The organism is Candidatus Neomarinimicrobiota bacterium (assembly GCA_018651745.1).
Taxonomy (GTDB): domain Bacteria; phylum Fidelibacterota; class Marinisomatia; order Marinisomatales; family TCS55; genus JAAZYX01.
Genome location: JABIDL010000016.1, coordinates 1 through 24521 on the forward strand (window position 1 = coordinate 1; position 24521 = coordinate 24521).

The following is a 24521-nucleotide window of genomic DNA, read 5'->3' on the forward strand; positions in this document are numbered from 1 at the left end:
ATGCCGGAATCCAGTTTGGAATGACTGTAAGACGATTGAATATCATCGAGCAAAAATGCTCGATGCACAAAAAACAGTTTAAGGGAATTTATTTTTTTTCTTTTTTCCCCCCGCAGTAAATACACTCAGAACCAACCTGCACCTTAAATCCGCATTCCGGACAATCCCATTCCTCGGTTTCTAAATCTGAATATGAATCATCCTCCCTGTTTCGGTTGGCAATCAGCATGGAAACCGCAATGCCGCCTGTGACGATAAGAAAAAAGGTTATGAGGTAAATGCCCATAGCTGTAGCAGAAAATTAAACAGATTGAGTAAATGAACTGTCACACAAACTCGGCATAAAACATTGAGCCTAATCAGCCCATAGCTTAGATACGTTCCAACAACCACGGTAAGGATCGCAGCCGACAATGGAATGATTGGATTTACATATCCAAAAGAGGTGAAAATCAGCAAGACAGCATAGACGGGGAAAAAGATGATTCCGAATTCTGCATTCGGTCGTCCAAGCATTTTGCCAAAAGGGGTTTCAACAATCGAAGTGCATTTCGATGTTTCTATTCTGATAAAAGACGGAATCCACCACAGGTGCTTTTGGAATTTTCCGGAATACACACCGTGGAAATAAAACGAAAGAGCCCCGCCGACCGATGCCAACAGGGCTCCCAAAAGATAAACGATTTGATTCACTTTATTGCTTTAAGCGGTAAACACAACCTTCCACAGTTGACAGAAATTTAATAACCTGCGTCTGAGTGTGAAACATCAAATCCATCGGTTCATATGTATCTATCGGATAAAAATAGGCATCATATTCACGCAAAAAATTGGCTTCAAGTTTTACAATCATATCCCGTAGGACTTGTTTTGGTAGTTCTTTGGACCTTAAAAAATTGATTTGAAGATTAAGCTGTCCTTCAGATGTCATATGGAAAAGCGGAATGATGCCAACATCAGAATTCGTCCGAAAGGTAAATGTACCGTGATCCTCGCCTCTTCCCCATGTTACCTCTTCGGCATATTTTTCTGAAAAGTCGATTATTTGTTCGCCAATTTTAGCAACTTCGCGGCTACATTTATCCCGCATATCCTCAATAAATATTTTTTTTGTCCATTTTGGCATGTTTTTTCCCTATATGAAGTACCAGAAATGCTATCGAAAACGCAGAAGTAATTTAAGTCAGTTTATAACCTAGAAAAAAGCGTAGAATTTCTTTTAGCACATTTATGGTAAAAATCCCGGCGTGTGGCGAGGTTTTTACTCGAATATTCTTTATTATTTAGAACCCTTGTATTGTTGCCGACTTCTTATAAATCTGAAATACCAAATGCCAACCTACAATGACAATTACCAATAACACACCATATCCGCCAAGATAATGAGAAACTTCAACGGTATGTTCATTGATCATGGTCCAAATCAACGGAACGCTCATATAGGTATTGTGCTTGGAACGAAGTCCCGCCATGCCTGCATCAGCTGGATCCGGCGCATCACCATTTTTAATTGCGGTAATGATTCTTTGCTGTGCGGGCCAAATCCTGAACCAGACATTATAAGCCATCATCGAGCCAAACATGGCGCCGAGATGAATATTGTATGCACGATATTCCACCATTTCGGAAACACAAATCAACAGACACAAAACGCCTGCAATTCCCAGAAAACTAATGATTGTTGCAACCCGCGTATTTTTTGCCAAAGGACTTTTATAGAATGCATCATACACAAATACCATAATAAATGGCAATAAATACGCTAAATGTTTAAACGGGTTGGCATCTCCATCCATTTCAATTTCCTTAAACATTTCATCATTCATCCCCATCCAAAAGACAAGCAGCATCAAGACCAATCCTGTAATCCACGTCCACGCCGCGCCCCAGCGGAAAAAGTAAAGGGTTCTTGGCATCAGCTCGGGAATGACTTTCTTTTTTGTATCGCCATCCATTGTTGCTGCAACATGGCCATTGATCCAGTTAAAGAAATAAAGCAACCCAATCCAAAGAACGCCGGCAATAATATGTAACCATTTAAATATGGGGGTAATGAATTCCATTGTTATTCTCCTATTTGTAATTAATTATGTTCAAAAATAAGCCCGGAAAATAAATCTTATTCAATTACCTTCCAAACCAAAGAGTCGTTTCGCCTACACCTATCCTGCATTACATTATTTGACAATTAGTATTGGGCAATGGCAGGATTTCATCACCTTTAAGGGTTTACTTCCTTTAAAAAATTTCATGATTGGATTTACATTGGATGCGCCCATGACGATAATATGATTATCTGATGCTGTTGATACAATTTTATCTTTAAAAGATCCCGTCTCAAAATTTATCGTATGTTCTGTCTCACTACGGCGCATCATTTTTGCCGCCCAAGCAGAAGATGCTTTATAATCTTCACGAAAAATCGTTGATTCGGATATCGTCAACATATCTACACCAAAATTAAATGCACGCGCAACCCTTACGCCAAATTTAACCGCTTTTTGAGTATTCGTTGCATCATTCACAGCTAACAAAACACGATAATCTTGATCAGGATTATATTCGTTTACAACAAATATCGAACTGTCAATGTATTGAATCAAGTCATGCGCCATTCTGCGTTTTTGACTTCCCCCAATAATGGTTACATCAATTTCACTTCGATTCACCTCATCTCGCAACTGCGATATGATTTCGCCATTTCGCAAAATGAGTTTTACTTCATCAGATTGCGTCCCTTCTAGATAGAGTTCACAACGGTCATTATCTGTCTGCACTAATTCATTTTCGGTAATACTACCTTCACCCTCAGGAACTGCAATATATTGTCGTTCTTTCAGGATATCGTAAGCCCATTCCAACACTTCCACACCGGGACGATTTACATCCCAATTGGCAAGGTTTTCCTGAGCCATTAACACTTCACTCGTGCTAAATGAGCTAATTTTTTCACCGACGTAGGCGATTGTAACATCCGCATTGAATGCGCGCGCAACTTTCATCCCGAGCTTTAAGGTCGGGCCAGAGTACTCTTTACTTCCGATGGCAATAAGAAATTTCATGCTATGCTGATATTATTCCCTTCTCATTTGAAAATCACCCAATAGGTATTGACGTAGATTAGGAGTAAAACGATGGATACCAATCCAACTTTCCATCCTGCTTTTAAGAAATCTTTTGCATGCACCATACCGCTGGAATATACGATAGTGCAAGCAGGAGCTGCCACAGCTGTAAAATATCCAAATGAAGATGCAATAGCCGTTACAATCCCGGCATGAAGCGGATCTGAAGTCATATTCAAAGTTATTGGACTCAAAACTGCAACCGTGGCAGAACTGGATAAAATGTTTGCAAGAGTAGCTGTCAATCCTACGATCAAAGCATCTGTCAAAATTGGAAAAGTTTCCAGTACGGATCCTGCTATATTTACCAAATGATTGGCTAACCACAAAGCGGCCCCCGTACTTTTTATATAAGACCCGAGAGAAATTGTAGATCCGAATAAAATGATTACCCCCCAATGCGTATTTCGATTGATATCCTCCCATCGAACCAAACCTGTAACGAGATACAAAAAAACTCCAGCCAGAGCAATGGTGCCAAGTCCAAATGTTTCACTTAAGAAAATCCATCCTGCAAATACAAGCAGAAAAATGACAATTGCCAGGGTTGCTTGGGTTGTCATTCTTCCCGATTTCGCAACTTGCACAACCAACTTTCGCACTCCGCTATCCAAACGTTTGTATTCTGGTTTAAAACTGGTAAGAAGAAGAATTGTGAGGATTGGTATTTGTATAAGTACAAGCGGATACACCATTTTCATCCAATCAACATAGGATATTGAAACATCAAAAAATTGTAAGTATGTGATCAAAATAGCATTCCTTCCTCCTCCGGAAGGGGTTCCGATCGACCCAATCAGGGCACCGTACGCAATGGATAATAATAGAAGGGCCGACAATTCTCTAACTCTCTTCTGATCTTTAGACGTATTTCGAATCAGTGTCATTGCTAGCGGAAGCATAAGTGCTGCAACCGTGTGCTCCCCTATAAATGAGGACAACAATGCTGACATCGTTACAAATCCAAAGACGATATTTCTAGTCCGATTCCCCGTGATACGAATAATACCAAGTGCAATACGGGAATCCCAACCTTGTTTCACAAAGGCAACCGCAAGCATCAAAGAACCCATGATAAAAAACACTGCATCATTCATGAAGGAAGATGCTACACCATCCGGAGAGTCAAGCCCAAGAAGCACCTCCATAACAATAATTAAGATGCCGACAGCAGGCAAAGAGATGACTTCACCAACGATTAATATTAACGCTGTAACTGCAATAATAATGGTTCTATGCCCCTCCGATGAAAGTCCTTCGGGAGACGGTACATAAAACAAAATGATGCTGATCCCGAATGCAAGAATGAGCCACTTTTTGCGCGTGATCCAATAAAGGGCATTGCTGATACTTGTATTAGATAAGCCAAACACGATGGGCTAATTTATATTAAAGTTTTGGGATCATCCAGCAGTCGTAATAGATTTTATTCAATCAATTAGAAACCAAATAATTCTTACTAAAAAGATAAAACGATGAATTAATTACACTCCGCCATGGTGTTTTCAATCAGCATATCAACGACTTCTTTCATAGAATCATTTTCTTTATATTTCTGTAATTGCCGATCTGCACTGGTACCTTCTTTCATAATCGTGCGGATATATTCAATTTCCTTTCTGCTTCCCAACGGATCCACCACATCATCCACAAATTCAAGGATTTCTTCCATGAGTTGTGGAATGGGCGTTTCAATATTTTTTCCCAAATCAATCAGTTTCCCCTGAATACCATCCTTCATAGCTCGCCATTTATTTTCTGAAATAAATCCGGCTCTGTAATGTCGCCATGTTAGATTATTTCTTCTCAATTGGATTAATTTCGCAACCAATGCCTGAATCAAAGCTGCAATCGCTGTTACCTCTTTTATTTTTGTTGTACAATCACAAATCCTGAATTCTAATGTAGGAAATTTGGAATGGGGACGAATATCCCACCAAATTTTTGTCGGCTCATCAATACTTCCGCATTTAATTAAGGTATCCACATATGAGTCATAATCAGCTGCCGAATCAAAATGCTCAGGATTCCCAGTTCTGGGTAAATCCTCAAAGATAATGCTTCGGTAAGATTTAAATCCGGTGTCTTCACCATGCCAAAAAGGCGAAGAAGTGGATAAAGATAAAATATGAGGCATAAAATACCGCATTTGATTCATGACATCAATTCTCAAGTCTTTATCTTGGATGCCAACATGAACATGCATCCCAAAAATGAGCATGCGTTTAGCTACAATTCGCATCGAATCAAAAAATCCGTGGTATCGTTCCTTATCGGTTACAATCTGATCACGCCATTGGGAAAACGGATGGGTTCCAGCTGCAATGATCGCCCGATTATTTTTTCCGGCCAAATCACCGACCATGCTTCGTAAACGTCGAATTTCTTCCGTTATTTGCTGAATATTTTGGCAAACATTTGTCCCAATTTCAATTTGAGATTGAAGTAATTCCGGCTGTAATTGATCTCGAAAAAGGAATGCACCCTGCTCCAAAAATTTCCCTACATAAGATGTAAGCTCCCGGCTTTCAGGATCAATAATTTGATATTCTTCTTCTACACCAAGGGTCAGATTTTTAATGTCATTCATTTACTGATCCAATTTATCAAGCCTTGTCTGATGCCTACCTCCTTCAAACGGTTCATTGAGCCACAACTCAACCACATCGAAAATTTCATTCTCACTCATAAATCGGGCGCCTAGGGACAGGATATTTGCATTATTATGTTCTCGTGATAGTCTAACAATTTCTTCCGGACCGTTATAAAATACTGCCGCACGAACTCCTTTTATCCTATTGGCTGCCATTGCCTCTCCTTGTCCACTTCCTCCTAAAATAATTCCGCGACTTTCCGAATCAGCTACAACTGCGTGAGCACAAGGGAAAATGAAATCCGGATAATCATCCAATGCATCATATTCATGAGCGCCGTGATCCGTTACATCATGACCGTTCTCGATCAAATATTTTTTAAGCACATTTTTTAAATCAAGTCCCGCGTGGTCTGTGGCTAAATGTATTTTCATCTTGGTCTAAATTGCAACAATTGGTACCATTTTGTAAAGATTAAAGTTACTCCTGCTTAAACGGTTGGTAAACCAGCGATTTATAAAAAAGATAGCTTTATGGTGCTTCCCAATATTGCCCGTTTATCATTATTTTATTTTGGCGGATGGTTGAAATACATTACAATCGCCCCTAAGATGCAGGATACACCAGCAATGATAAACGGAATCATCCAAACTGACGGATCGTTTGCGGATTCCGCAGAATCCTTGAAAAACCCTGCTATAAACGGCCCGGCGATTCCGGCAATTCCATAAGCAGAAAACACCCAACCATAATTACTTCCAACATTCTTATTTCCAAAATAATCAGCAGTAATTGCAGGAAATAATGCAAAATTTCCTCCAAAATTGAACCCAATAATGGATGCAGAAATTATGAACCCGATGGATGAACCAACTGATATAAAAACGTGATATACCATGAGCATTATTATTCCTTGAAAAATCGTCATTACAATGATTGAAATTCTCCGCCCAATTCGATCGGATAGAATTCCCCAGATAATCCTTCCTGCGCCATTAAAGATTGCATACCACGCCATTGCAGTTCCAGCCAATATCCCTGCATTTTGCACTCCATGATATTTTAGCGCATCAACACCAAATAGTCGAATGCAATAAATGACCATAAGTCCAGACAATGCAGAAAAAATAAAAGTTCCCCATATAAAATAAAATTGAGGTGTCCTCAACATTTGTCTCGAAGAGAGTTCAACTGATTCTACATGTCGACTCGAAGTAGATTTTTCTTTCCAACCTTCGGGATAATAATCATCAGGAGGATTTACCATCACAATGCTTCCCAAGAGAACTAAACCAGTGAATACAATTCCATAAATAAGGAAAACACTTTGAACATTCGGTAAGCCAAAAAATGAAATGGTGTTAAGTAATCCACCAAACCAAGAATCAGCTAATTTAACCCAAATGGTAGCACCAAAACCAAACCCTGCCACTGCCAACCCGGTAATCATCCCTTTTTTATCAGGAAACCATTTTACACCAACTGAAATGGGAACAACATATGCCAAACCAATTCCGGCACCGCCTAATATTCCAATAAAAATAAATTGAGTTACAAATGTAGATCCAAAAATTCCGCTAAAAATATATCCTATGCCAAAAAGAATTCCGCCAGACACAGCGATTTTTTGCGGAGCATATTTTACCTGCAGTTTCCCTGCAAGGATCATTACAAATGCAAATGTGGCTAATCCTGCTGAAAAGATTAATGCAGTTTCCTTTGCAGTAAATTGGTACACACCAACTGGATCCGTCAGTATTTTTGTAAACACACTCCAAGCATAAATTGCACCCAACGCCAATTGAATCATTACGGCACCAACAACAACAAACCAGCGATTTTTAATTTCTTTTATCATGTTTCAAATCCTTTTATTATTTTCAAAATGTTAAATAAACAGCAAACAATATGCGGTGGTTTGCTACCGGTTTTTCTTCCATTTTTTTTGGTTTCAGAAAATCCGTGTATTCGGATGTAAAGTGTGCCTCTGTTCTGTCATATTCCAACGCAAATCTTAAGCTATTCCTTTCCCATACAATTCTTGGACTCACGCGAATCACAGATAAAATTTCGGACGATCGAGCCTCGAATGTGGAAACGTCATCCTGGCTGATATGAGTGTCAATTCCATTGTTTTCTGTATATCCGGCGAACAACCCAAATCTAGTATTGCTTAATAGAAATTCTAGATCAATCCATGCGCTTTTTAGCATTGTTGGATAGAAACTCGGCACTTCTTTATCAAAATGATCAATTTTAACATAACCACCGAGCATGATATGATCTGCAAGGTCATTTCCGGAAATATATTTCATTCGAAAATTGAGATGCTTCAGCGCCAATTTGGAATAAATGGTAAATGCATTGGATTGAAGAATGTCACCACCTTTTTCCGGTTTTAACGATTTGGTGTACCCACCTATTCCAAAAAGCATTTTGCTCTGTTTCCATATACTATGCAGATGAAATCCCGGTAGTCCGGACCGTTGCTGAACATTTTTTCCAGAAATTTCCTGAAACGCATCGAGTTGCATAGATGCCGATCCAAGCAGATGTAACGATTTAGTGATTTTCCATTGAATTGAAATTTGGGGGAAGCGGGCGAATGGCTGGAAAGGAACCCCAGTATTAAAATTCACAACTTGAGGAAACACATCCACTGTAAATAATGGACTCCAGTATTGTCCAAATAAAAATTCAATTTTTGTCCATGACATTTTTATAAACGCATGCCGAAGACGTAAATTATTTTCCAAGCCGGTGCCGGTACCAAAAAAGTCAACTTCCAATTTGCCAGTCAAATTTGCCTGAAATGCAGAATACCCATGGATCTGCAACCAAACGCGAGATTGAAACAAGACCATATTAATTAATGGATCGGAATTCAGGTCGGTGTTACTTGAATCTAATTTGTTTGCCGGATATAAATAAAAATGTCCCTCTCTTGCAGAAATAACCTGGCGAGAATTCCAAAATGAATCAAATTTGATAAAACCACCATGGGATAAAGATTGAGCATTTAAACCAACCAGAGCTGTGAGAAATAGTTGAAAAAATATGCGGTTCATAATGGTGCGAGAATTGTATTAGAGTGAAATGGCGCGAAAAAACGAATTAACCAGTAATTTTTTATTTTGACTAGAAACTGCATAAAATTTTCTAAATATTGAACTAGAAAATAATCTATTGTATTTATGGCTCAAATAATTCATTATAAATAGATGAAAAGTTTTTATCGTATTTTGCCATTTCTCTAAATTTCTGCCCTCCTTTTGCAATTGCAAAATTCAAGTATTTAATTGCTTCTGATTTATGATCAAGTTTTAATTCTGCTAAGGAAAGATTGTACCATCCAAACGCATCATTTGGCTGAAACTCAACTACACGTGTAAATTCCTTCTTTGCTTTAGAAAACTGACCTATTTGTAAATACAAAACACCTAGATTTCCATGCGCTTGCATTAAATCTGGCTGCAGATCGACCGCTTGTTCCAATAATTTTCTTGCTTCGCCGAACCTTCTCTGGCTTACCATCAAAAGCCCAAGATCTTGCATGACCTGTACATCTTGATTATTAAATTCCAAAAATTCTTTATAACTTTTTTCGGCGAATGATAATTTTCCTATTTTTTGATAAATCCTAGCCAATGCATACCGTGCCATTTGATTTGTTGGTAAAAGACGAATAGCTTCCAAAAATTCTTTTTCTGCAAGGATAAAGTCTTTTTTTGCAGCCGCAAGCCGACCTCCCTCATAATGGGCGAGCGAAGAATGTGGATTTGATTTCAGAGCACGGAATAAATATTGATCGGCCTTCAACAGATCACCACGCTGGAAATGATATCTGGCTAATTCTAATAATATAAATATATTTTCACCACCTTTTGTTAGAGCTTGCTGATAAAGGCTAAGACCTTGTTTATCATTCCCATTGGTAATCATTATATACCCTAACATGCGGACAATATCTGAATCCTCATTTCTTATATTTAATAATTTGTTTAACTCTTCTGCCGCCAATTTGTACTCTCCTAATGAGAATAATGCTGATGCATATTTGTATTTCATCCAAGGGGTTGTGACAATATCGGAAATTTTTATTAATTCGAAAACTTGTTTGACTTTAGAATACTCTTTATCATAGAAATAAGTATTAAATTTATTAAGCAATGGATTTTCAAATGCTGAATCGAGCTGAATTGCTTTATTATAGTGATCTTTCGATGAATTAAATTCACCGATCTCTGTTTCTGCGATACTCAGGTTAAAAAGTATCCCAGCATTTGGATTGCCACCATCCAAACTTGATTTATAATAGTGTATGGCAGCATCATAATTTCCTTCTACCATACACGAATCACCCTTTTCACTGTTCTTTAATTTTTTATAATAGTCAATGGGTAACTCCTTACCATATTCAAGTAAACAACGTAATTCTTCTGCTAAATGAGCAAATGAAAGTGAAGTATAACCATTCGGGATGGATGTAGAAATTGTGACTACCTCAGCAACAATATTTTTATTTTTGAGAATGTTGATTGTTTCAAATGGATGATGTTTCGGACGGGACAACCTGTCCAAATCGAGGGCACTATTAAAATTATAGTAATCAATATCAAAATCCAGCAAAACAGGCGAATACATTTGAGGTATGTCAGCGATTGGTGTAATAATAACTTCTACATTGTACATAATTCCTTTAATAATCGAACCTTGAAAATGAAATGATGCAATGTCCTCTTCCGATAAATTATTGAAATAATTTCTAAATCTAATTTTCAAATCCTCCAACCAAAATACTGTAAGAGTATCATCTGGAACCACCCAAATGACCGTATTGATAATATCACTCCGCATTGCCGGATAGAGCCAATTGGCGACGGTTAGAAATTTTTCATCAGGAATATAATATGAATACGGATGTTGAATATATTGTTCTATCTCTTCAATGTTGACAGCTGAAACTATTTTTTCCAGCTCAGATGAAGGCATAGGTGCAATATCTATATGGGAATCAAAATGGATTACTGTTTTACTTTTGGGCTTCTTCTCAATCCATGTGATATATGATTTATAATGGTTTTCAAAAAATGCTATTTCCTGGATAGAATTAATTCCGATTCGATTCGAATTGTTCAAATTTGGATCATTTGTGCAAGTATATACACCAAAAATAATCAATATTATAAATGACCATCTTTGAAGATTCTTTTGGAATGATTTTCTGTTTCGTTTCATGAAAAACTCTAATAGGAATAAGAAAACCCCCGAAAACTTCGGGGGCTTTCCGCACTCTTTAAAATGCACATTTACTATACTCTCTTTTATTATTTGAGTACAGTCATTTTTTTCGTTACACTTTTACCATTAACCATGAGTTCATAGAAGTATATACCAGAAATAAAATCGGTAGAATTTAATCGTACTTCATACTCACCTGGACCTAAACGTTCTCCTTCAAAGACAGTCATAACTTCCTGCCCGAGAATATTGAAAACCCGCAAGTTTATATCACTCATCTCATTTGTGTTGAACTTAATCGTAGTCGATGGGTTGAACGGATTCGGGTAATTCTGTTCTAGTGAGAATATCTCCGGGATATTGATATTTTCATCATCAATAGATACCCAGTCAGATGCGAAGCGGAGGTACTCAAAATTTACACCCTGATGAGAGTGTAGATTCGGATAAACTCCACTACTTACTGGTTGTGTACCGTTATCGATGAGACCAACAGCAAATGCATACTGTTTTGTCAAATCACTAAATATCACATCGTGGTCTGGATCATTGGTGTCCAAAGCACGCTTAATTTCAACCGTCCACTGGTTATTTGCCCAAACCGGGCGAATTTCAATATCTGCCCGTGCTGAACCTACGTCCGGAACTTTCATGATGTATTTCGGAAGTTTGTCGCCATCTGTCCATCCGGCATTTGCATCATAAGCTACTGCAGTTTCAGCCCAACTTCCAGCATAAGGTACTGCATCAAATGACGTATCATATAATGCTTCCGGATTTGCATCATGTGTTGTGCCCATCCACTGCGGAACATCATTAGCATCTCGATTTCCAAAATAGGCAAATGTAGATCCTGAAGCATCACCATGACGGCCGCCATCTTCCTGGCTGGATGGATCTGCTTCATACGATAAGTATTTATCATCTACGTAACCGGCTGGCCAGCTGCGGGCACCTTTAGAGTGCCACATATCGCCAAGTTCACCATCTACAGTCAGATATTTGCCCCAACGTTCGCGAGTGTTGTGACAGGTTGCCATACAACCACGGCTTTCAAAATCGGTTATCTCTGTCATCGGCCAAAAGATACCTATCCTATCTTCTCTTATAGCATTGGTTTCATCCGTAATGCTCCACGAGCCGCTCTGATACACTAGCTCTTGGCGCCGAACAGTTTTAGAATCATCAGCCCACCAAGCAGCAATATAGAGATCATCATCTGTGTAAGCAGCCTGCATAAATACTTCCATTGCGGAATTATTTACGCCTTCAACTGTCATACGGATCGTATCGATTTGAGCACTAGCCCAAACAGCATCATCTAGGGCACCATCAAAAACAGGTGCGGTTGCTACTTTGACTGCGGTAAGAACATTACCGACCGCATCAGCATGTTCAGCATTATCCCACATTCCTCTATACAATTCTCCCCATTCGGAAATCGTAGTATCAGAAGATTCAGACCAATCTCCTAAGGTTAGATCTACTGCCCCTTCACCGACTCCATTATCCCGATGACATTTTGTTGCGCATGAATTCGGCATATTGTATGCAAGGGTTTTCGAAGGTGAAATAGCCTCAAAAGTATGTGATCGAATGTCGTATTTAATGGCAGACTTAATGCTCAATGGCATATGACATTCTACACAATTACTTGCTCCTGTACCTTCAGGGTCGTAAGGATGTTTCGTATGCTTCTGCACAACCGCTGATATTGCAGATAAATGAGTATCGTAGTCTGCAATCATTTCTTTCGTTAATGCTTCAAATTCTCCGTGAGATGCATGACAAGCAAGACAGAGTGTGTTGTCATCACTAGCAGTTGGGATCTCCAGATCAGGAACATAATCACCATCAGTATCTTCCCAAATACTCTCAACAATTTGATGCTCCAAATTGTTATGTACATCATGGCATTCATAACACGTCACCTGATGGTAAGCAAATGTCGGCTTTGCACTTTCGTAGAGATCAAAATACTGTTGGTGGTGTTTACTGGAATTTGTTACATCCTCCGATGCATCTGAATCGCCGTAATAGCCGCCATGATCTACATAGTAATCAGCCCAAACATCACCTACATCCCAATCTTCTAAATTCGCATCGTCAAATGGGAAATGGAAAGTTTCGTTAGGATAACTTGAACCGCGGGAGTGACAAAATCCGCACATATCATTCGCCTGCTGACTTGTTAGGTCAGACGGGTTTATAATATCAGTTGCAAGAGCGGAAGTGCTATGAGTAGAACCAGGACCGTGACATCTTTCACAACCTGTATTCATCAAATCAAGCGTCCCGTCACCATCAACATCGTACACAGAAACGCCGATGTCACTTGCTCCGGCATCGGGAGCATCAGCTATCCATTCTCCCTCTGCTGTTTCAGTCATTACCGTATGATCAAAGTGACAACCTACACATTGCTTCTCAAAATTCCGTTTTTGTGTATTCGCAGAAGCAACTATGTCTGCAATCGTTACAGTAGCTGCACTGAATAGAGGCGTGTAATCTCCGTTTGCTGGATCTGTGTACCACGCTTCAGGATGGTAACCCACATATTCATGAGTGACTTCGTTATACTGAACTGGCGACACATAGTGGCTGACTGTTTCACCTGCGTTTAAAATAGGAACTTTCACTATGTAGCGCTGCTTATACAACCCGCTACCACCATAGGTAAGATATACTGGTAAGGTAATATCACCTATAGTTACTGTATATTGATCATTACCGCTGTCATAACCCAGAACTGGCGCATTTGATCCATAATCTGAAAACGACGATGTTATAGATGCGTCTGATAAACTCAAACCATCTTTAAAATCGTCAATCCCATTTTGATCCGCATCAGCTACAATGCCATATAAATCCACCATGGAGTTAGCACCTATAGGAACACTAAATCCGTTGGCATGCATGGTTGGTTGCATCCGTTGCAACGGAACCGTTGTGACATACCAGACATGCTTCATTACCGACATACGTTTGGGCAAACAAAATGCCAGTAAATACGAACATGGATGATAACATTTTCTTCATCATTTTCTCCTTTATTTATGTTAGTAATTAATGTCTCGATTTGTTATATAGAATTTACCCTAACATTATATATGATTTCAAGGTCTTAATATAAAATTTATATATTTTATAGTTTAATTTTTGTGTATTTGACAATTCAAAATAATCATATTAATACAATTATTGGTTATTTGAATTTGATTCGTTTTATCAAACTTTACTGAACTCTTTTACCCGGTAGTTCAGTTGGGAATTCAATCTCATCATGACAATCTGCACAGACCGGTGAATTATCAAATATTTCATCTGTATGACAATCTACACACTCATTATCTTCATGGTCTTCATCCAATTCAAGTCCAACGATTGAATGCTCAAATGTATCCAAATCCCAATCATGACAATCGAAGCATGATTTTGATGGAACTTTGAAATTTTTTGTTTCGCCATGACAGTCTTGGCAGGTTGCGTTACGATGCCTTTTTTTCAAAGACCAACCAATAACATCAGTATGGTTAAATTGTGGTTTTTCCGTAAGGCTATGACAAAAAGCGCACTGGTCATCACTATGACAGGAAACGCAGGTTTTTACGTGCTCTATCTTCTCCCGCTTGTGACCCAATTCGTGACATCTTCCGCAGTTATCTCCCTGATGACAACTGGTACACGTCAATCCAAACTGGTCAACGTGGTCGCTGTGGTGAAAGGTAACTATGGGAGCTGGCTCGTAAAGTGTTTCATAAACATATTTCTTTTCGGCAATGATTCGTGGGTGAGGAATTCCAAGAATATCAGACTTGTCAATAGACGGTTCAGAAACTGTTGATTTATGCTTTACCTCATGGCAGGCAACGCAACCCGTTTCATGACTCCAATCCCGATGGCATCCAATGCATTGACGATGATATGCTCCTTTAAGTCCCGGCTGCTGAAGATTACCAACCGCCGGAGAAATTTCGTGGCATTCTCTACATGGAGGGACATCCTTGTCTACTTCAGAATAATGGTGACAGAAGGAACATCCACCACTCATATCCGCCATTGAGGCGTGGAGTTTGTGAGCAAAAGGAACTGGTTGGTAAAGATTAACCAACTGATCCAAAACTACAATATCCGGTCCCTCTTCTATTTTATGTTCACCCTCGAGGTGTCCCCCATGCCGCGGGCAAATTGTGAGACATGGATCTACGAGGGTTGGTTTTTCGCACGAGTGGCAGGTTTCACAATAGGAACTCCATGCTTGCTGCCCATTCTGCCCAAACACCAACATTGAAGTAAGAAAAGCAAAAACCGTAAAAAGGTATTTAATCACTTTTATATCCTCCAAATCCGTGGATGACCGGTAATTTCATAACCAATAATCGGTACACCAGAACTAATGTCGAAATAAGACCAACGGTTACGGCAATTTCTGTCCAAGCCGGAATGTAACGAGCTTCAGCGTAAACAGGTTTAAAACCCAAAATGAAGACATTGTAGCGATTAAGTGCCACACCCAGTACTACTAAAGTTGAACCCGTGAAAAGCCACGATGATTTACTTCGCAACGAGTGGATGGAAAAAATCAACATTGGGAAAATCACTCCAAAAATGATTTCTACAAGAAAGCTGATGCTCTCTGGCGTACCGTCAATTAGATAGACGTACGTTTCCCGATTCACCATATCAATGAGCTTCGCAGCCAAGTAAATACCAAGAAGAATAGGAATAATTCGACTGATACTTGAAAGCACTATAGTCTCCGGTTTGAGATGGAACGATCGACTCGCCAGCAGCGACTCAAAGATCACCATCGGGAATCCCACAGCAAAGGCTGATAATAGAAACAGCAGTGCAAGAATTGGTGTGTGCCACAAAGGGTGAAGCTTTGTGGGAACTATTGTCATAAGAGCCCCCAGAGAAGATTGATGCATACATGAAAGAACAACACCTAAAATAATGAAGATGAACATAACGCGTCCAACCGTCCTATTGAGGAAGCGGATTAGCCCTGATACAACACCATCCATTTTGCGAAATAGTCCTGGAAGTTCCACTCCCCTTTCAAAGCGTTCTGCAACAACCGGAATAAACTCAATGTACAACACTGTTAAATAGAGCATAACACACATTCCTACTTCGAAGAGTGCTGAATTCCCTTGCCACATAGACGGAAGCATCGGGTGCCAAACATTGTAATATCGTCCCAAATCCGCCAGTAATCCCAGTGCTACAAATGTATATCCCAAAAGAGCCGTTAAAAGAGCCGGGCGTACTAAAACGTGGTATTCTTTTCTGTGAATGATATGAACCAAAAATGCAGTTGTAAACCCACCTGCAGCCAATGCTACGCCTGTTGCTACATCAATTCCTATCCAAAGTCCCCAAGGGTAACCATCAGTGAGATTGGTTGCCGCAGATAGACCATAAATAAAACGATAACCCGCTGAACTCAATCCAAGAAGAACAAAGGCAACCAATACCCAAACTCCTGAAGTAAAATACTTCTGCTTTCCAATAGGAGTTATAACGAACTCACTCATCGTTTTCTCCCTTCCCTGTCAGTCGCATAAGCAATCCCATCAATCCGAATAGTAGGATAGGTCCGTTAAACCACTTAAAGATTCCATGCTGTACCGGTTCCGTATATTTGGTTGGGCTCTCTTTTGGCAAGTCCGGGAATCCAATATCAGTAAAGGGCGCGCTGGCAAGATACAACCATGATGTACCGCCGACTTCTTCTTCGCCGTAAATATGATCCACATATCGTTCAGGAAAACGATGAATTTTCTCCCGTGCATGCGTCAGCAGATCATCTCTTTTACCAAATGCGAGAGCTTCTTCAGGGCACATTTCCACGCACCCGGGTAATTTCCCTTCATCAAGCCGAGAGGAACAAAGAGTACACTTCATCACCCGTGGTGTAAACGCATCGTCATATTCATACGCAGGAACTTGGAACGGACACGCCACCATGCAATAACGACAACCGATGCATTTCCACGCATCATAAGATACAGGTCCGTTTGGTTGTTTCTCAAGTGCACCCACAATGCATGCGGAAACGCACGCCGGATCTTCACAATGCATGCATTGGATTTTTATATCAAGTGGACGATTATCGACTCCTTTTCCTTCGTACCTGTTTACTACAGTGAATTGAGTGTCAGTGAGTCGTCTTTCATCGGAAAAAACCGATTTATCATCAAAATTAGTCAGGGGTTGATTGGGAAGATCATTGACATCATTACACGCATATTCACACTTACGACAGCCGATACAAAGTGTTGTATCAACGAGAACACCTATTCGATCGGAATTAAGAGTTTTATTTGTTGAAGCGTTAGCATTATTTGTACCAACCAATGATGCGGTAACAATACCTGCAGTTTTCAAGAAATCTCGTCGGTTTGCCATAATCACTCTCCTTCGTCAGGTAGATCCTTTTTTATTTCACCAATTTCTTTCTGAGCCCATTCTATTGTTTCGCGCTTGGCTTCTTCTATGTAATCAGGATGCTCGTGTTCATACATATCCTCCGGCATGCGTCCGGTGATCCAGGAAGGATTCATTGGATAGACATGTGGATTAAATACCGTAGAATACAAATGCCATACCAAAACAGCCAGCGTTGCCAGCCAGGCTTCCCAGTAGTGGACAACCAGGGAAACATCAAGAACTCCTTTAGGAAAAATGGAAATAACGAAGTTGTCAAACCAAAGTAATAATCCCGTGGCAATCATAATGATTGTGCCCCAAACCAATGCCCAATACTCTGCTTTTTCTATATAGCTGAAACGTCCAAACTTCGGTGGTGTTTTTTCACGTCCCAAATTATATCGAATACTTTGCAGAAATTGCCGAAAATCTGCGAATTTTGGCCACATATCTTTCCAGAAAATGCGACCGCGTTTTGTAAAGAGAAAAACCGCATGCCAGACAATGGTAATCATAAAAACAATAGCCGCCCATCGATGTATTTCTCCACGGAGTTCAAATCCCCGTCCCCAGCCGAAGAAGAAAGAAGAAATCCACGATTCACTAAACCTAAGAGCAAAACCTGTAACAACTAATGTGATAAAACTGAGCATCAGGAATGTATGCTGAGCAACTTCTCCGGGGCGCATGCGACGAACCTGAGGTTTTCTCATCATTAACAGGATTTTGCGGATTAGGTCAAGCAACCAATGAATTACCATTAACCCTATAATGATAATAATGACCACGATATAGATTTTTTCAATCACATCTGCCAAAGGCGTTCGCAAGCCTTCTCCACTTATGCCATGGATGGGCGTTGCTGCCAGCTTTGCGGATATACCAGGGTGGCATTCGCCACAGGTATCTTGAAGATTATTAGGATTTATCGTGGATGTCTTATCATAGCTCGGAAGAATTCTGTGAACCCCATGGCAGGAAGCACAGTTGGCAACCTGAATATCTCCCGCTTTACTCTTTAGTCCATGATAACTATCTATAAAGGTTGCCAATCGTCCGGCAGGTAAACCGTACTTTTCGTTTAAACGGGTAGATTCATGGCATGGAGCGCACGTTACTTCCGCTACTCTTATTCTTGATACGGGAGATCGAGGGTCGCTCGGTGAAATAATACCATGTTCTCCATGGCAATCAGTACAAACTGGAGCATCTGTTTCACCCCTGTCAACTAGTTTACCATGAATACCATCCCAGAAATCGCTCTCAATCCCCTTATGACACTCGCCACATGTGGAAGGAATGTTAAAATGATTCACAGATGATTCTGCATATCCCGGTGAAAGTATTCGGTGAGCAGTGCCTCCTGTGGAATGGCAGTCATTGCATGTTGCCGCTACATAAATACCCCCTTTTGTTGCCTTACCGTGAATGCTGTTTTCATATACTTCAACCGGATGATCAAGAAACATCTCATACTTTTTGGTCAAATCAAGATCTTCATGACATTTTCCACACGTGGCGGGTAGGTTTATCGGATGCACCTTGGACAACTTCACCGTTGAAGGCAAAATATCGTGATCGCCATGACAACTTGCACATGTTGGCATATCTACTACTTTTCCAACTTCGAGTCGACCGTGTATCTGATATTCGTCGGACGCATCATCATGACATACACGGCAGGGATCGCTCCCAGTAACAAATCCCGTATCTTCCTTGTGTGGAAATGTGTCCATGTCTTCGTGGCAATCGAAACAGTTGAAGTCATTATGAGAAGATTTTGCAAGATCATCTTCTATTGCTGTATCGTGAGCACCGGTCTCGTGGCAGTCAATGCAGGAATCATCTTCAATAAACTCATATTCTTCGTCCGTTTGTGCCGTAATAAAACTCATAGAAATGAACATTAGCGGCAGAATTAATCGCCATATTGGACGTTTCCGGGGTTCTCTATCGTTCTTTTTTATCAATTGTAAAATATTCATTAATCATCTCATCTTTTCATGGTAATTGAATTTCTTGTGGTAACGTTTTTAAGATTTCATTGTATTCGGTAAGTATTTGCTCTACAAGTTCAATATTATGAACACCTTGACTCCCGTCATTTTCAATTTTTTCAACTCCGGATTTAATTCTCCCTAAACTCATATGTTGACTTTCCGTAAGACGGGACGTTTTCACACGGTTTAATCCAGCCCTGATTTCTGAAATTGACTCATCAGATTCACTCTGCCACTCAAAAACCATATCTTCATATTCATCATCATGACAGTCCACACAAGAACGCTGACCTTGTATACCAGTAATTATACTGCGGTCAAGATGACATTCCGCACAAGTTACTTCCTCATCATACATAACATCAGGAATTTCTTCATCTGACAAATCGGTAAACCCGGAATAAATTTCAGCTTGAAGTTCATGGCAACTTTCACAATCCACTTCTTCTTGCGTATGATGACAAGACAGGCAATCGCTTTTGGACATGAGCAATTCACCATGCTGTGTACGATTGGAATGGCATTGTGAGCATTCCAGACGATTTTTGACAAGATGAATATTATGTGAAAAATTAATGTCAAAGACCCTGACTGACACATCTTCCATTCCAAAATGACAGTTGATACATTCTGATGGAACAATTTTTCCATAGGATGAAATATCCGGAATGACTTCATCAGATTTTAGTGATTTTAATGCACTTTTCAAGTTCCGATGAACTGATAAAAGTAATTCATCCGAATAGGCTACATTATGCACGATATTTCCATCTTTGACCAGTTGATAATTATATCCTGCTTCTTCAATTAAGGATTTTACATGCTGCCTGGATTTATCCTTAACATTGGATAGTTTCATTTCCCTTCTTACGCTAGCCAATGCTGATTCGGTAGATTCCATTTTTTTCAACATCAATTTTTCCCATTGATCGAGAATTTTGCCGTATCCTTTACCATGGCATATTTCACATGATTCAGCTTTGGCTTCCATGGTCTGACTTAAATCTCCATTTTCTCCATTTACGCTGTGAAACACATGGCATGCTTGGCAATTTAAACCGCCTTCATACATAGGATTCGGATGGGAAGGCACATGCTTCCCCCCTGTCCCGGAAAATAAATAATATTGTGAAAGATGTGAATTTTCATGGCAGGATTGACAATCAGGAATAATATCTGCAGATTTGGATACGGATTTATGCTGGATCAGGGAATGGCAATTCTGGCATTCAACTTTATGATTTGTGACGTGATTCAGATGAATAAATTCAACTTCATTGATGCGTTCAATCTTGCCGATTTCTGCATGACATGAACTGCACCGATCCACAGGAACTGCCCCATCTCCCACTTGCATAGACCCATGACATTTTTTACAATCAATTTCTTTTTCTACTACAAAACGGTGGTCATAAGATAGTTCAGGATCCGTACCCACGGGTGCAGCATGACACCAGGTACAATCATCAATAGGCGCATTTTCCGGCTGATTTTTAAAGTGACATAAAAAACATGTATTTTCAGTAACAGTCATATGATCGCCCTGAACAATCTGTGAATGGCAACTGGTGCAACGCAGTTTCTTTTCACGGCGAAGTTTGGTTACGTGAGGTTCATGGTCAAAAATAATTCCTTCTTTAAATTCTACTTTTCCTTCCAAAAGCCTTTGCTCATGGCATCCTGATCGCAAACAGCTTTCATCAGTTATTTCCGCCCACGGTTTGCTTTTTTTATATACACCGGTAAAGTAATTCACAACCATAGAGGCTGCTGTTAATTTCCCCTTCAACTTAGACTTCAATCCCGGTGGAAAATGGCAATCCGTACACGTAACATCTGAATGGGTGGATGTTTTCCACCCATCTACATAAGGTTGCATAAAGTGGCATGTTGAACAAAATTCCGGTTTTGATGTGTATTCCAGAGAGGAGTACAAAACAATCAATACACCCAAAATCAAACCACTGATTAGTAATAAGGATCTCAATAACTTTTTCTTCATACGTTCATCTTAAAAAAACGATCCAATAATAATCACAACAAGCAGAAAAAAACCAATTGCTAAAAACGTAAATCCGGCAATATAAAATAACCGTTTCATCCAAAGGGGCAAGGGTGAAATTAATCGAGCTTTATATTCAGCTTCCGAAAGATTTTCAAATTCAAGGGACCGTTCTTCTTTAAATAATTCCTCAGTCATTCGCCCCGTAAATATCACTTCATCCATTGGAAATGCCCCAGGGCGCATGTGGGTATTAAAAAAGTGAACTGTAAAAATAAATCCTGTTGCCAACAAAGCTTCTTCTGAGTGTATGATGTGTGCCGCATTGATAAGCCACCCAGGCATAATTTTTGTGAAAATTTCCGGAAACCAAAGTGTCAACCCTGAGGCGCCAATTATTCCCATTCCCCAAAAGACAGCAAAATAATCAAATTTTTCCCAATAAGTCCAACGACCGAATTTTGGTGGATATTTCTTTGCCCCAATGAAATACGCAATATGATTGAAAAAATCAAGGAAATCCTGCCAATTTGGAACCAAGCTATCCGGCCCCCAAAATACACCCTTTTTCTTCTCGCCAAACCGCTTATAAAAAATGGTAGCAAGATGTACGGAAAAAATGATGAAAAATAAAGAAGCGCCCAATCGGTGAAGAATCGCTGCAGCACGAAACCCAACAATATTATTTGCAATCCAATTTGCAAATTCCGTGTGGCTATATTTGAGTGGAAGCCCCGTTGCAGCAAGTGTTAAGAAAGAAAGAATTATTCCCAAATGCATGAGACGCTCAACTTTTCCAAACCGACGCACTCTGAAAGCTGATTTGGGTTTTTTCTTGATGGGGCCTTCAGATATTCTGCGAATAATCAAACGTATAAGCCATAAAAGCGTATGACCACCAAAAACGATTAATACACTCCCAAGTAAGAAAATCATAAAAGAATGAATACTACTTAAAATTGCATTTTCATCATGAATCATCGGTGAATAGTGTTGGAGGTATTTCACAAAATTGATATTCACGTTTTCGTGGCATTGTCCGCAAGTTTCAATAATGTGGACTTGGCTAATGGTGGAAGCCTCATTTTCATCGGGCAAAATTGAATGATTATCGTGGCAAGAAACACATGTAGCGAAATCCTCTCCCTGATATCCCAACTGGTACATTTGACCGTGATAAGAGGTATTATATCCTGACAGAACATCAGGATTTAACTGGAATTTCATGGTCATGGATCGATCTCCATGACATTTTCCGCATAATTCTACAACGGATTTCCCTTTTAATGATTCACCCGGTTTTTGAATAATACGCTGTCCATGACAGTCCATGCACCCCGGAGCTTCTTCGTGACCCTTTTCTTTTGCAATAAAATGAGAAGAGCGTTCATATTGATGTTGTTGATCAGGATGGCAGTCTGCACAGGATTTTTCCAAGCCTGTTTTCAAAACATGATCCGGTGCCTGAAAATGATAATCGTGGCATGAACCACAATCCGATTTCTCTCCGGATTGTATTTTTTCAATTTGACTCCGATGAATTTGTCCATGAGCATCATTTTCCCCGGTGATCAATGAAGTATTATGGCACGTCAAACATACTTCTGTTAGATTTTTTTCAAAAACAGATGATATGGCATCAGCAACCATTTCTGTAGAATGACCCGTATGGCAAACCACACATGTTTCTAATCTTGGATCATCATTTTTCTCAGGACGATGGATGGATTTTTCGTAATCCATATGACAAGTAGTACACACCTGATCCAATTTTGCCACAGAAACATTACTTTCAGAATCGTGGGGTGAAAGCACTTTGTGCTTTGCATGACAATCTGAACAAATGGGTGCATCAATATTGCCTGATTTTACCTGCTTGTAGTGACCACTTTGTGTATAATTTTCAACTTGATCTTTATGGCATTCGTTACAGGATTCTGTGACATGGATTTTCCAGTCCGATTCTGAAAAAGAATCTTTTTCATGTTTGAAATGTGGATCATGGCACGAAACGCAGGTAACTTCAGATTCTTCATCTTCTTCATTCCAATGAGCAGAATGAAGAAATTCATTTAATACATCTTGATGGCAGACCCCGCAAACTTTGCGAGGTTGTCCTTTCCATGTTATTTTATGTTTACCATGACAATCTGCGCAAGCAGGTATGGATGTATATCCTTTATTGACAAGTGGTTGAAAAAAACCATCCACAAAAGCAGCTTGAGCATCTTCATGACAGGTACCACAGTCTGGTATCTCCGGGCGGAATTCATGGAAATCTTCTACTCCATCTAAATCAATATGGCAGTCAATACATTCAAATCCTTCGTGAGGTGTCCCGTTGAATAAAGCTTCATGAACGTAGAGCGATATGCTTATTCCTCTCCGATTAACCTCCAATGATTCATCATCATGACAGGCGAGGCATGTTTCGTTATCCTGAGCCCATAAGAAAAAAGGGATTATCAGAAACAGAAACAACCATTTAAGGAAAAATTTCATGGATTCCTCTTACATTTCAAACTATTTCATATCATCCGGATAAGGGTGAGCTATTTCCTTCAAACGTTTTTCATATTCAAATGGCTTATAAGTAGGACTGGATTCATTATGACATTGTTTACATGTTCCTTCGTCAATTCTCCATAATCCTACGGAAGCCGAATCCATTTCACCTTTATAGACTGCCGTCATTACTTTTTTCTTTTTGTACTTGGACCCGGGACCATGACATGCTTCACACCCAACACCTTGTAATCCGGTCATCCGTTTAACTGCTTTTTCAGGTTTGCCGTTTTTCTTTGTTTGTGCCCAAAATGCGTCATCTTCCAATTCATAGCCACCAGAGCCATATCCTGTAGTATGACATTTGAGGCAAACGGGAGCTTCCCATGGAGAATTTTCCAATCCTAAATCTGACGCTATTTTGATTGATTCTTCAGATTTCAAGGTTTCAAATGAATTTGCATGTGGACTACCCTCCCATTTTTTATACTGCGCACCTTTCTTTTCGCTTTTATGACAGGTCTTGCATTTCCCCGTTCCTATATAATCGAAACTCTGGGCATGGATGAAACTGATTATTGACACGACCATTATTAATCTAATCTTCATGATAATCTCC

The 24521-nt window shown here is 39.7% G+C and carries 19 protein-coding genes; all 19 read right to left on the bottom strand.

Annotated features, from left to right (window positions below; genetic code table 11):
• Positions 1–88 precede the first annotated feature (88 nt).
• Positions 89–286, bottom strand: a complete 198-nt coding sequence (locus HOD97_02585) for a hypothetical protein (protein ID MBT4280499.1) — start codon at positions 284–286, stop codon at positions 89–91.
• Positions 268–693 carry a vitamin K epoxide reductase family protein gene (locus HOD97_02590; GenBank protein ID MBT4280500.1) on the bottom strand — a complete coding sequence of 142 codons (426 nt, stop codon included), beginning with the start codon at positions 691–693 and terminating at the stop codon, positions 268–270. Before HOD97_02590 ends, HOD97_02585 begins: the two co-directional genes overlap by 19 nt.
• 1 nt (position 694) lies before the next feature.
• Positions 695–1126, bottom strand: a complete 432-nt coding sequence (locus HOD97_02595; protein ID MBT4280501.1) for a hypothetical protein — start codon at positions 1124–1126, stop codon at positions 695–697.
• A 157-nt stretch (positions 1127–1283) separates the two neighbouring features.
• Positions 1284–2063, bottom strand: coding sequence for a hypothetical protein (locus HOD97_02600; protein ID MBT4280502.1), 780 nt, complete (start codon positions 2061–2063; stop codon positions 1284–1286).
• Between the two features lie 114 nt (positions 2064–2177).
• Positions 2178–3062, bottom strand: a complete 885-nt coding sequence (locus HOD97_02605) for a universal stress protein (GenBank protein ID MBT4280503.1) — start codon at positions 3060–3062, stop codon at positions 2178–2180.
• Positions 3063–3085: 23 nt separating this feature from the next.
• The gene (locus HOD97_02610) at positions 3086–4474 is read right to left on the bottom strand and encodes a DASS family sodium-coupled anion symporter (GenBank protein ID MBT4280504.1); all 1389 of its coding nucleotides are present in this window, start codon (positions 4472–4474) and stop codon (positions 3086–3088) included.
• A gap of 131 nt (positions 4475–4605) precedes the next feature.
• Positions 4606–5715 carry a carboxylate-amine ligase gene (locus tag HOD97_02615; protein MBT4280505.1) on the bottom strand — a complete coding sequence of 370 codons (1110 nt, stop codon included), beginning with the start codon at positions 5713–5715 and terminating at the stop codon, positions 4606–4608.
• Entirely contained in the window at positions 5716–6153 is a 438-nt protein-coding gene (locus tag HOD97_02620) for an RpiB/LacA/LacB family sugar-phosphate isomerase (GenBank protein MBT4280506.1), read from the bottom strand.
• Positions 6154–6287: 134 nt separating this feature from the next.
• The gene (locus HOD97_02625) at positions 6288–7577 is read right to left on the bottom strand and encodes an OFA family MFS transporter (protein MBT4280507.1); all 1290 of its coding nucleotides are present in this window, start codon (positions 7575–7577) and stop codon (positions 6288–6290) included.
• Positions 7578–7599: 22 nt separating this feature from the next.
• Positions 7600–8787 (bottom strand): hypothetical protein, encoded by a 1188-nt coding sequence (locus HOD97_02630; protein ID MBT4280508.1) that lies wholly within the window; start codon positions 8785–8787, stop codon positions 7600–7602.
• Between the two features lie 124 nt (positions 8788–8911).
• Positions 8912–10957, bottom strand: coding sequence for a tetratricopeptide repeat protein (locus tag HOD97_02635; protein ID MBT4280509.1), 2046 nt, complete (start codon positions 10955–10957; stop codon positions 8912–8914).
• 89 nt (positions 10958–11046) lie between these two features.
• Positions 11047–13932 carry a T9SS type A sorting domain-containing protein gene (locus HOD97_02640; GenBank protein MBT4280510.1) on the bottom strand — a complete coding sequence of 962 codons (2886 nt, stop codon included), beginning with the start codon at positions 13930–13932 and terminating at the stop codon, positions 11047–11049.
• 263 nt (positions 13933–14195) lie between these two features.
• Positions 14196–15290: a cytochrome c3 family protein gene (locus tag HOD97_02645; GenBank protein MBT4280511.1), complete on the bottom strand. Its 1095-nt coding sequence runs from the start codon at positions 15288–15290 to the stop codon at positions 14196–14198.
• Complete coding sequence (gene hybB, locus HOD97_02650; protein MBT4280512.1) at positions 15283–16500, bottom strand: Ni/Fe-hydrogenase cytochrome b subunit; 1218 nt, start codon at positions 16498–16500, stop codon at positions 15283–15285. The genes HOD97_02645 and hybB overlap by 8 nt, the downstream gene beginning before the upstream one ends.
• Positions 16493–17374, bottom strand: coding sequence for a hydrogenase 2 operon protein HybA (gene hybA / locus HOD97_02655; protein ID MBT4280513.1), 882 nt, complete (start codon positions 17372–17374; stop codon positions 16493–16495). Before hybA ends, hybB begins: the two co-directional genes overlap by 8 nt.
• A 2-nt stretch (positions 17375–17376) precedes the next feature.
• A complete protein-coding gene (locus HOD97_02660; GenBank protein ID MBT4280514.1) occupies positions 17377–19380 on the bottom strand; it encodes a hypothetical protein in 2004 nt (667 codons plus the stop codon).
• Between the two features lie 16 nt (positions 19381–19396).
• The gene (locus tag HOD97_02665; protein ID MBT4280515.1) at positions 19397–21397 is read right to left on the bottom strand and encodes a hypothetical protein; all 2001 of its coding nucleotides are present in this window, start codon (positions 21395–21397) and stop codon (positions 19397–19399) included.
• A gap of 9 nt (positions 21398–21406) precedes the next feature.
• On the bottom strand, positions 21407–23899 hold the full coding sequence (locus tag HOD97_02670) for a hypothetical protein (protein MBT4280516.1): 2493 nt from the start codon (positions 23897–23899) through the stop codon (positions 21407–21409).
• 21 nt (positions 23900–23920) lie between these two features.
• The gene (locus tag HOD97_02675) at positions 23921–24511 is read right to left on the bottom strand and encodes a cytochrome C554 (protein MBT4280517.1); all 591 of its coding nucleotides are present in this window, start codon (positions 24509–24511) and stop codon (positions 23921–23923) included.
• Positions 24512–24521 lie beyond the last annotated feature (10 nt).

Coding starts and splice junctions, on each gene's coding strand:
- HOD97_02675 (MBT4280517.1), bottom strand. CDS start 24,511: ATGAAGATTAGATTAATAATGGTCGTGTCAATAATCAGTTTCATCCAT.
- HOD97_02595 (MBT4280501.1), bottom strand. CDS start 1,126: ATGCCAAAATGGACAAAAAAAATATTTATTGAGGATATGCGGGATAAA.
- HOD97_02615 (MBT4280505.1), bottom strand. CDS start 5,715: ATGAATGACATTAAAAATCTGACCCTTGGTGTAGAAGAAGAATATCAA.
- HOD97_02585 (MBT4280499.1), bottom strand. CDS start 286: ATGGGCATTTACCTCATAACCTTTTTTCTTATCGTCACAGGCGGCATT.
- HOD97_02635 (MBT4280509.1), bottom strand. CDS start 10,957: ATGAAACGAAACAGAAAATCATTCCAAAAGAATCTTCAAAGATGGTCA.
- HOD97_02660 (MBT4280514.1), bottom strand. CDS start 19,380: ATGAATATTTTACAATTGATAAAAAAGAACGATAGAGAACCCCGGAAA.
- hybB (MBT4280512.1), bottom strand. CDS start 16,500: ATGAGTGAGTTCGTTATAACTCCTATTGGAAAGCAGAAGTATTTTACT.
- HOD97_02625 (MBT4280507.1), bottom strand. CDS start 7,577: ATGATAAAAGAAATTAAAAATCGCTGGTTTGTTGTTGTTGGTGCCGTA.
- HOD97_02630 (MBT4280508.1), bottom strand. CDS start 8,787: ATGAACCGCATATTTTTTCAACTATTTCTCACAGCTCTGGTTGGTTTA.
- HOD97_02600 (MBT4280502.1), bottom strand. CDS start 2,063: ATGGAATTCATTACCCCCATATTTAAATGGTTACATATTATTGCCGGC.
- HOD97_02670 (MBT4280516.1), bottom strand. CDS start 23,899: ATGAAATTTTTCCTTAAATGGTTGTTTCTGTTTCTGATAATCCCTTTT.
- HOD97_02640 (MBT4280510.1), bottom strand. CDS start 13,932: ATGAAGCATGTCTGGTATGTCACAACGGTTCCGTTGCAACGGATGCAA.
- HOD97_02665 (MBT4280515.1), bottom strand. CDS start 21,397: ATGAAGAAAAAGTTATTGAGATCCTTATTACTAATCAGTGGTTTGATT.
- hybA (MBT4280513.1), bottom strand. CDS start 17,374: ATGGCAAACCGACGAGATTTCTTGAAAACTGCAGGTATTGTTACCGCA.
- HOD97_02605 (MBT4280503.1), bottom strand. CDS start 3,062: ATGAAATTTCTTATTGCCATCGGAAGTAAAGAGTACTCTGGCCCGACC.
- HOD97_02620 (MBT4280506.1), bottom strand. CDS start 6,153: ATGAAAATACATTTAGCCACAGACCACGCGGGACTTGATTTAAAAAAT.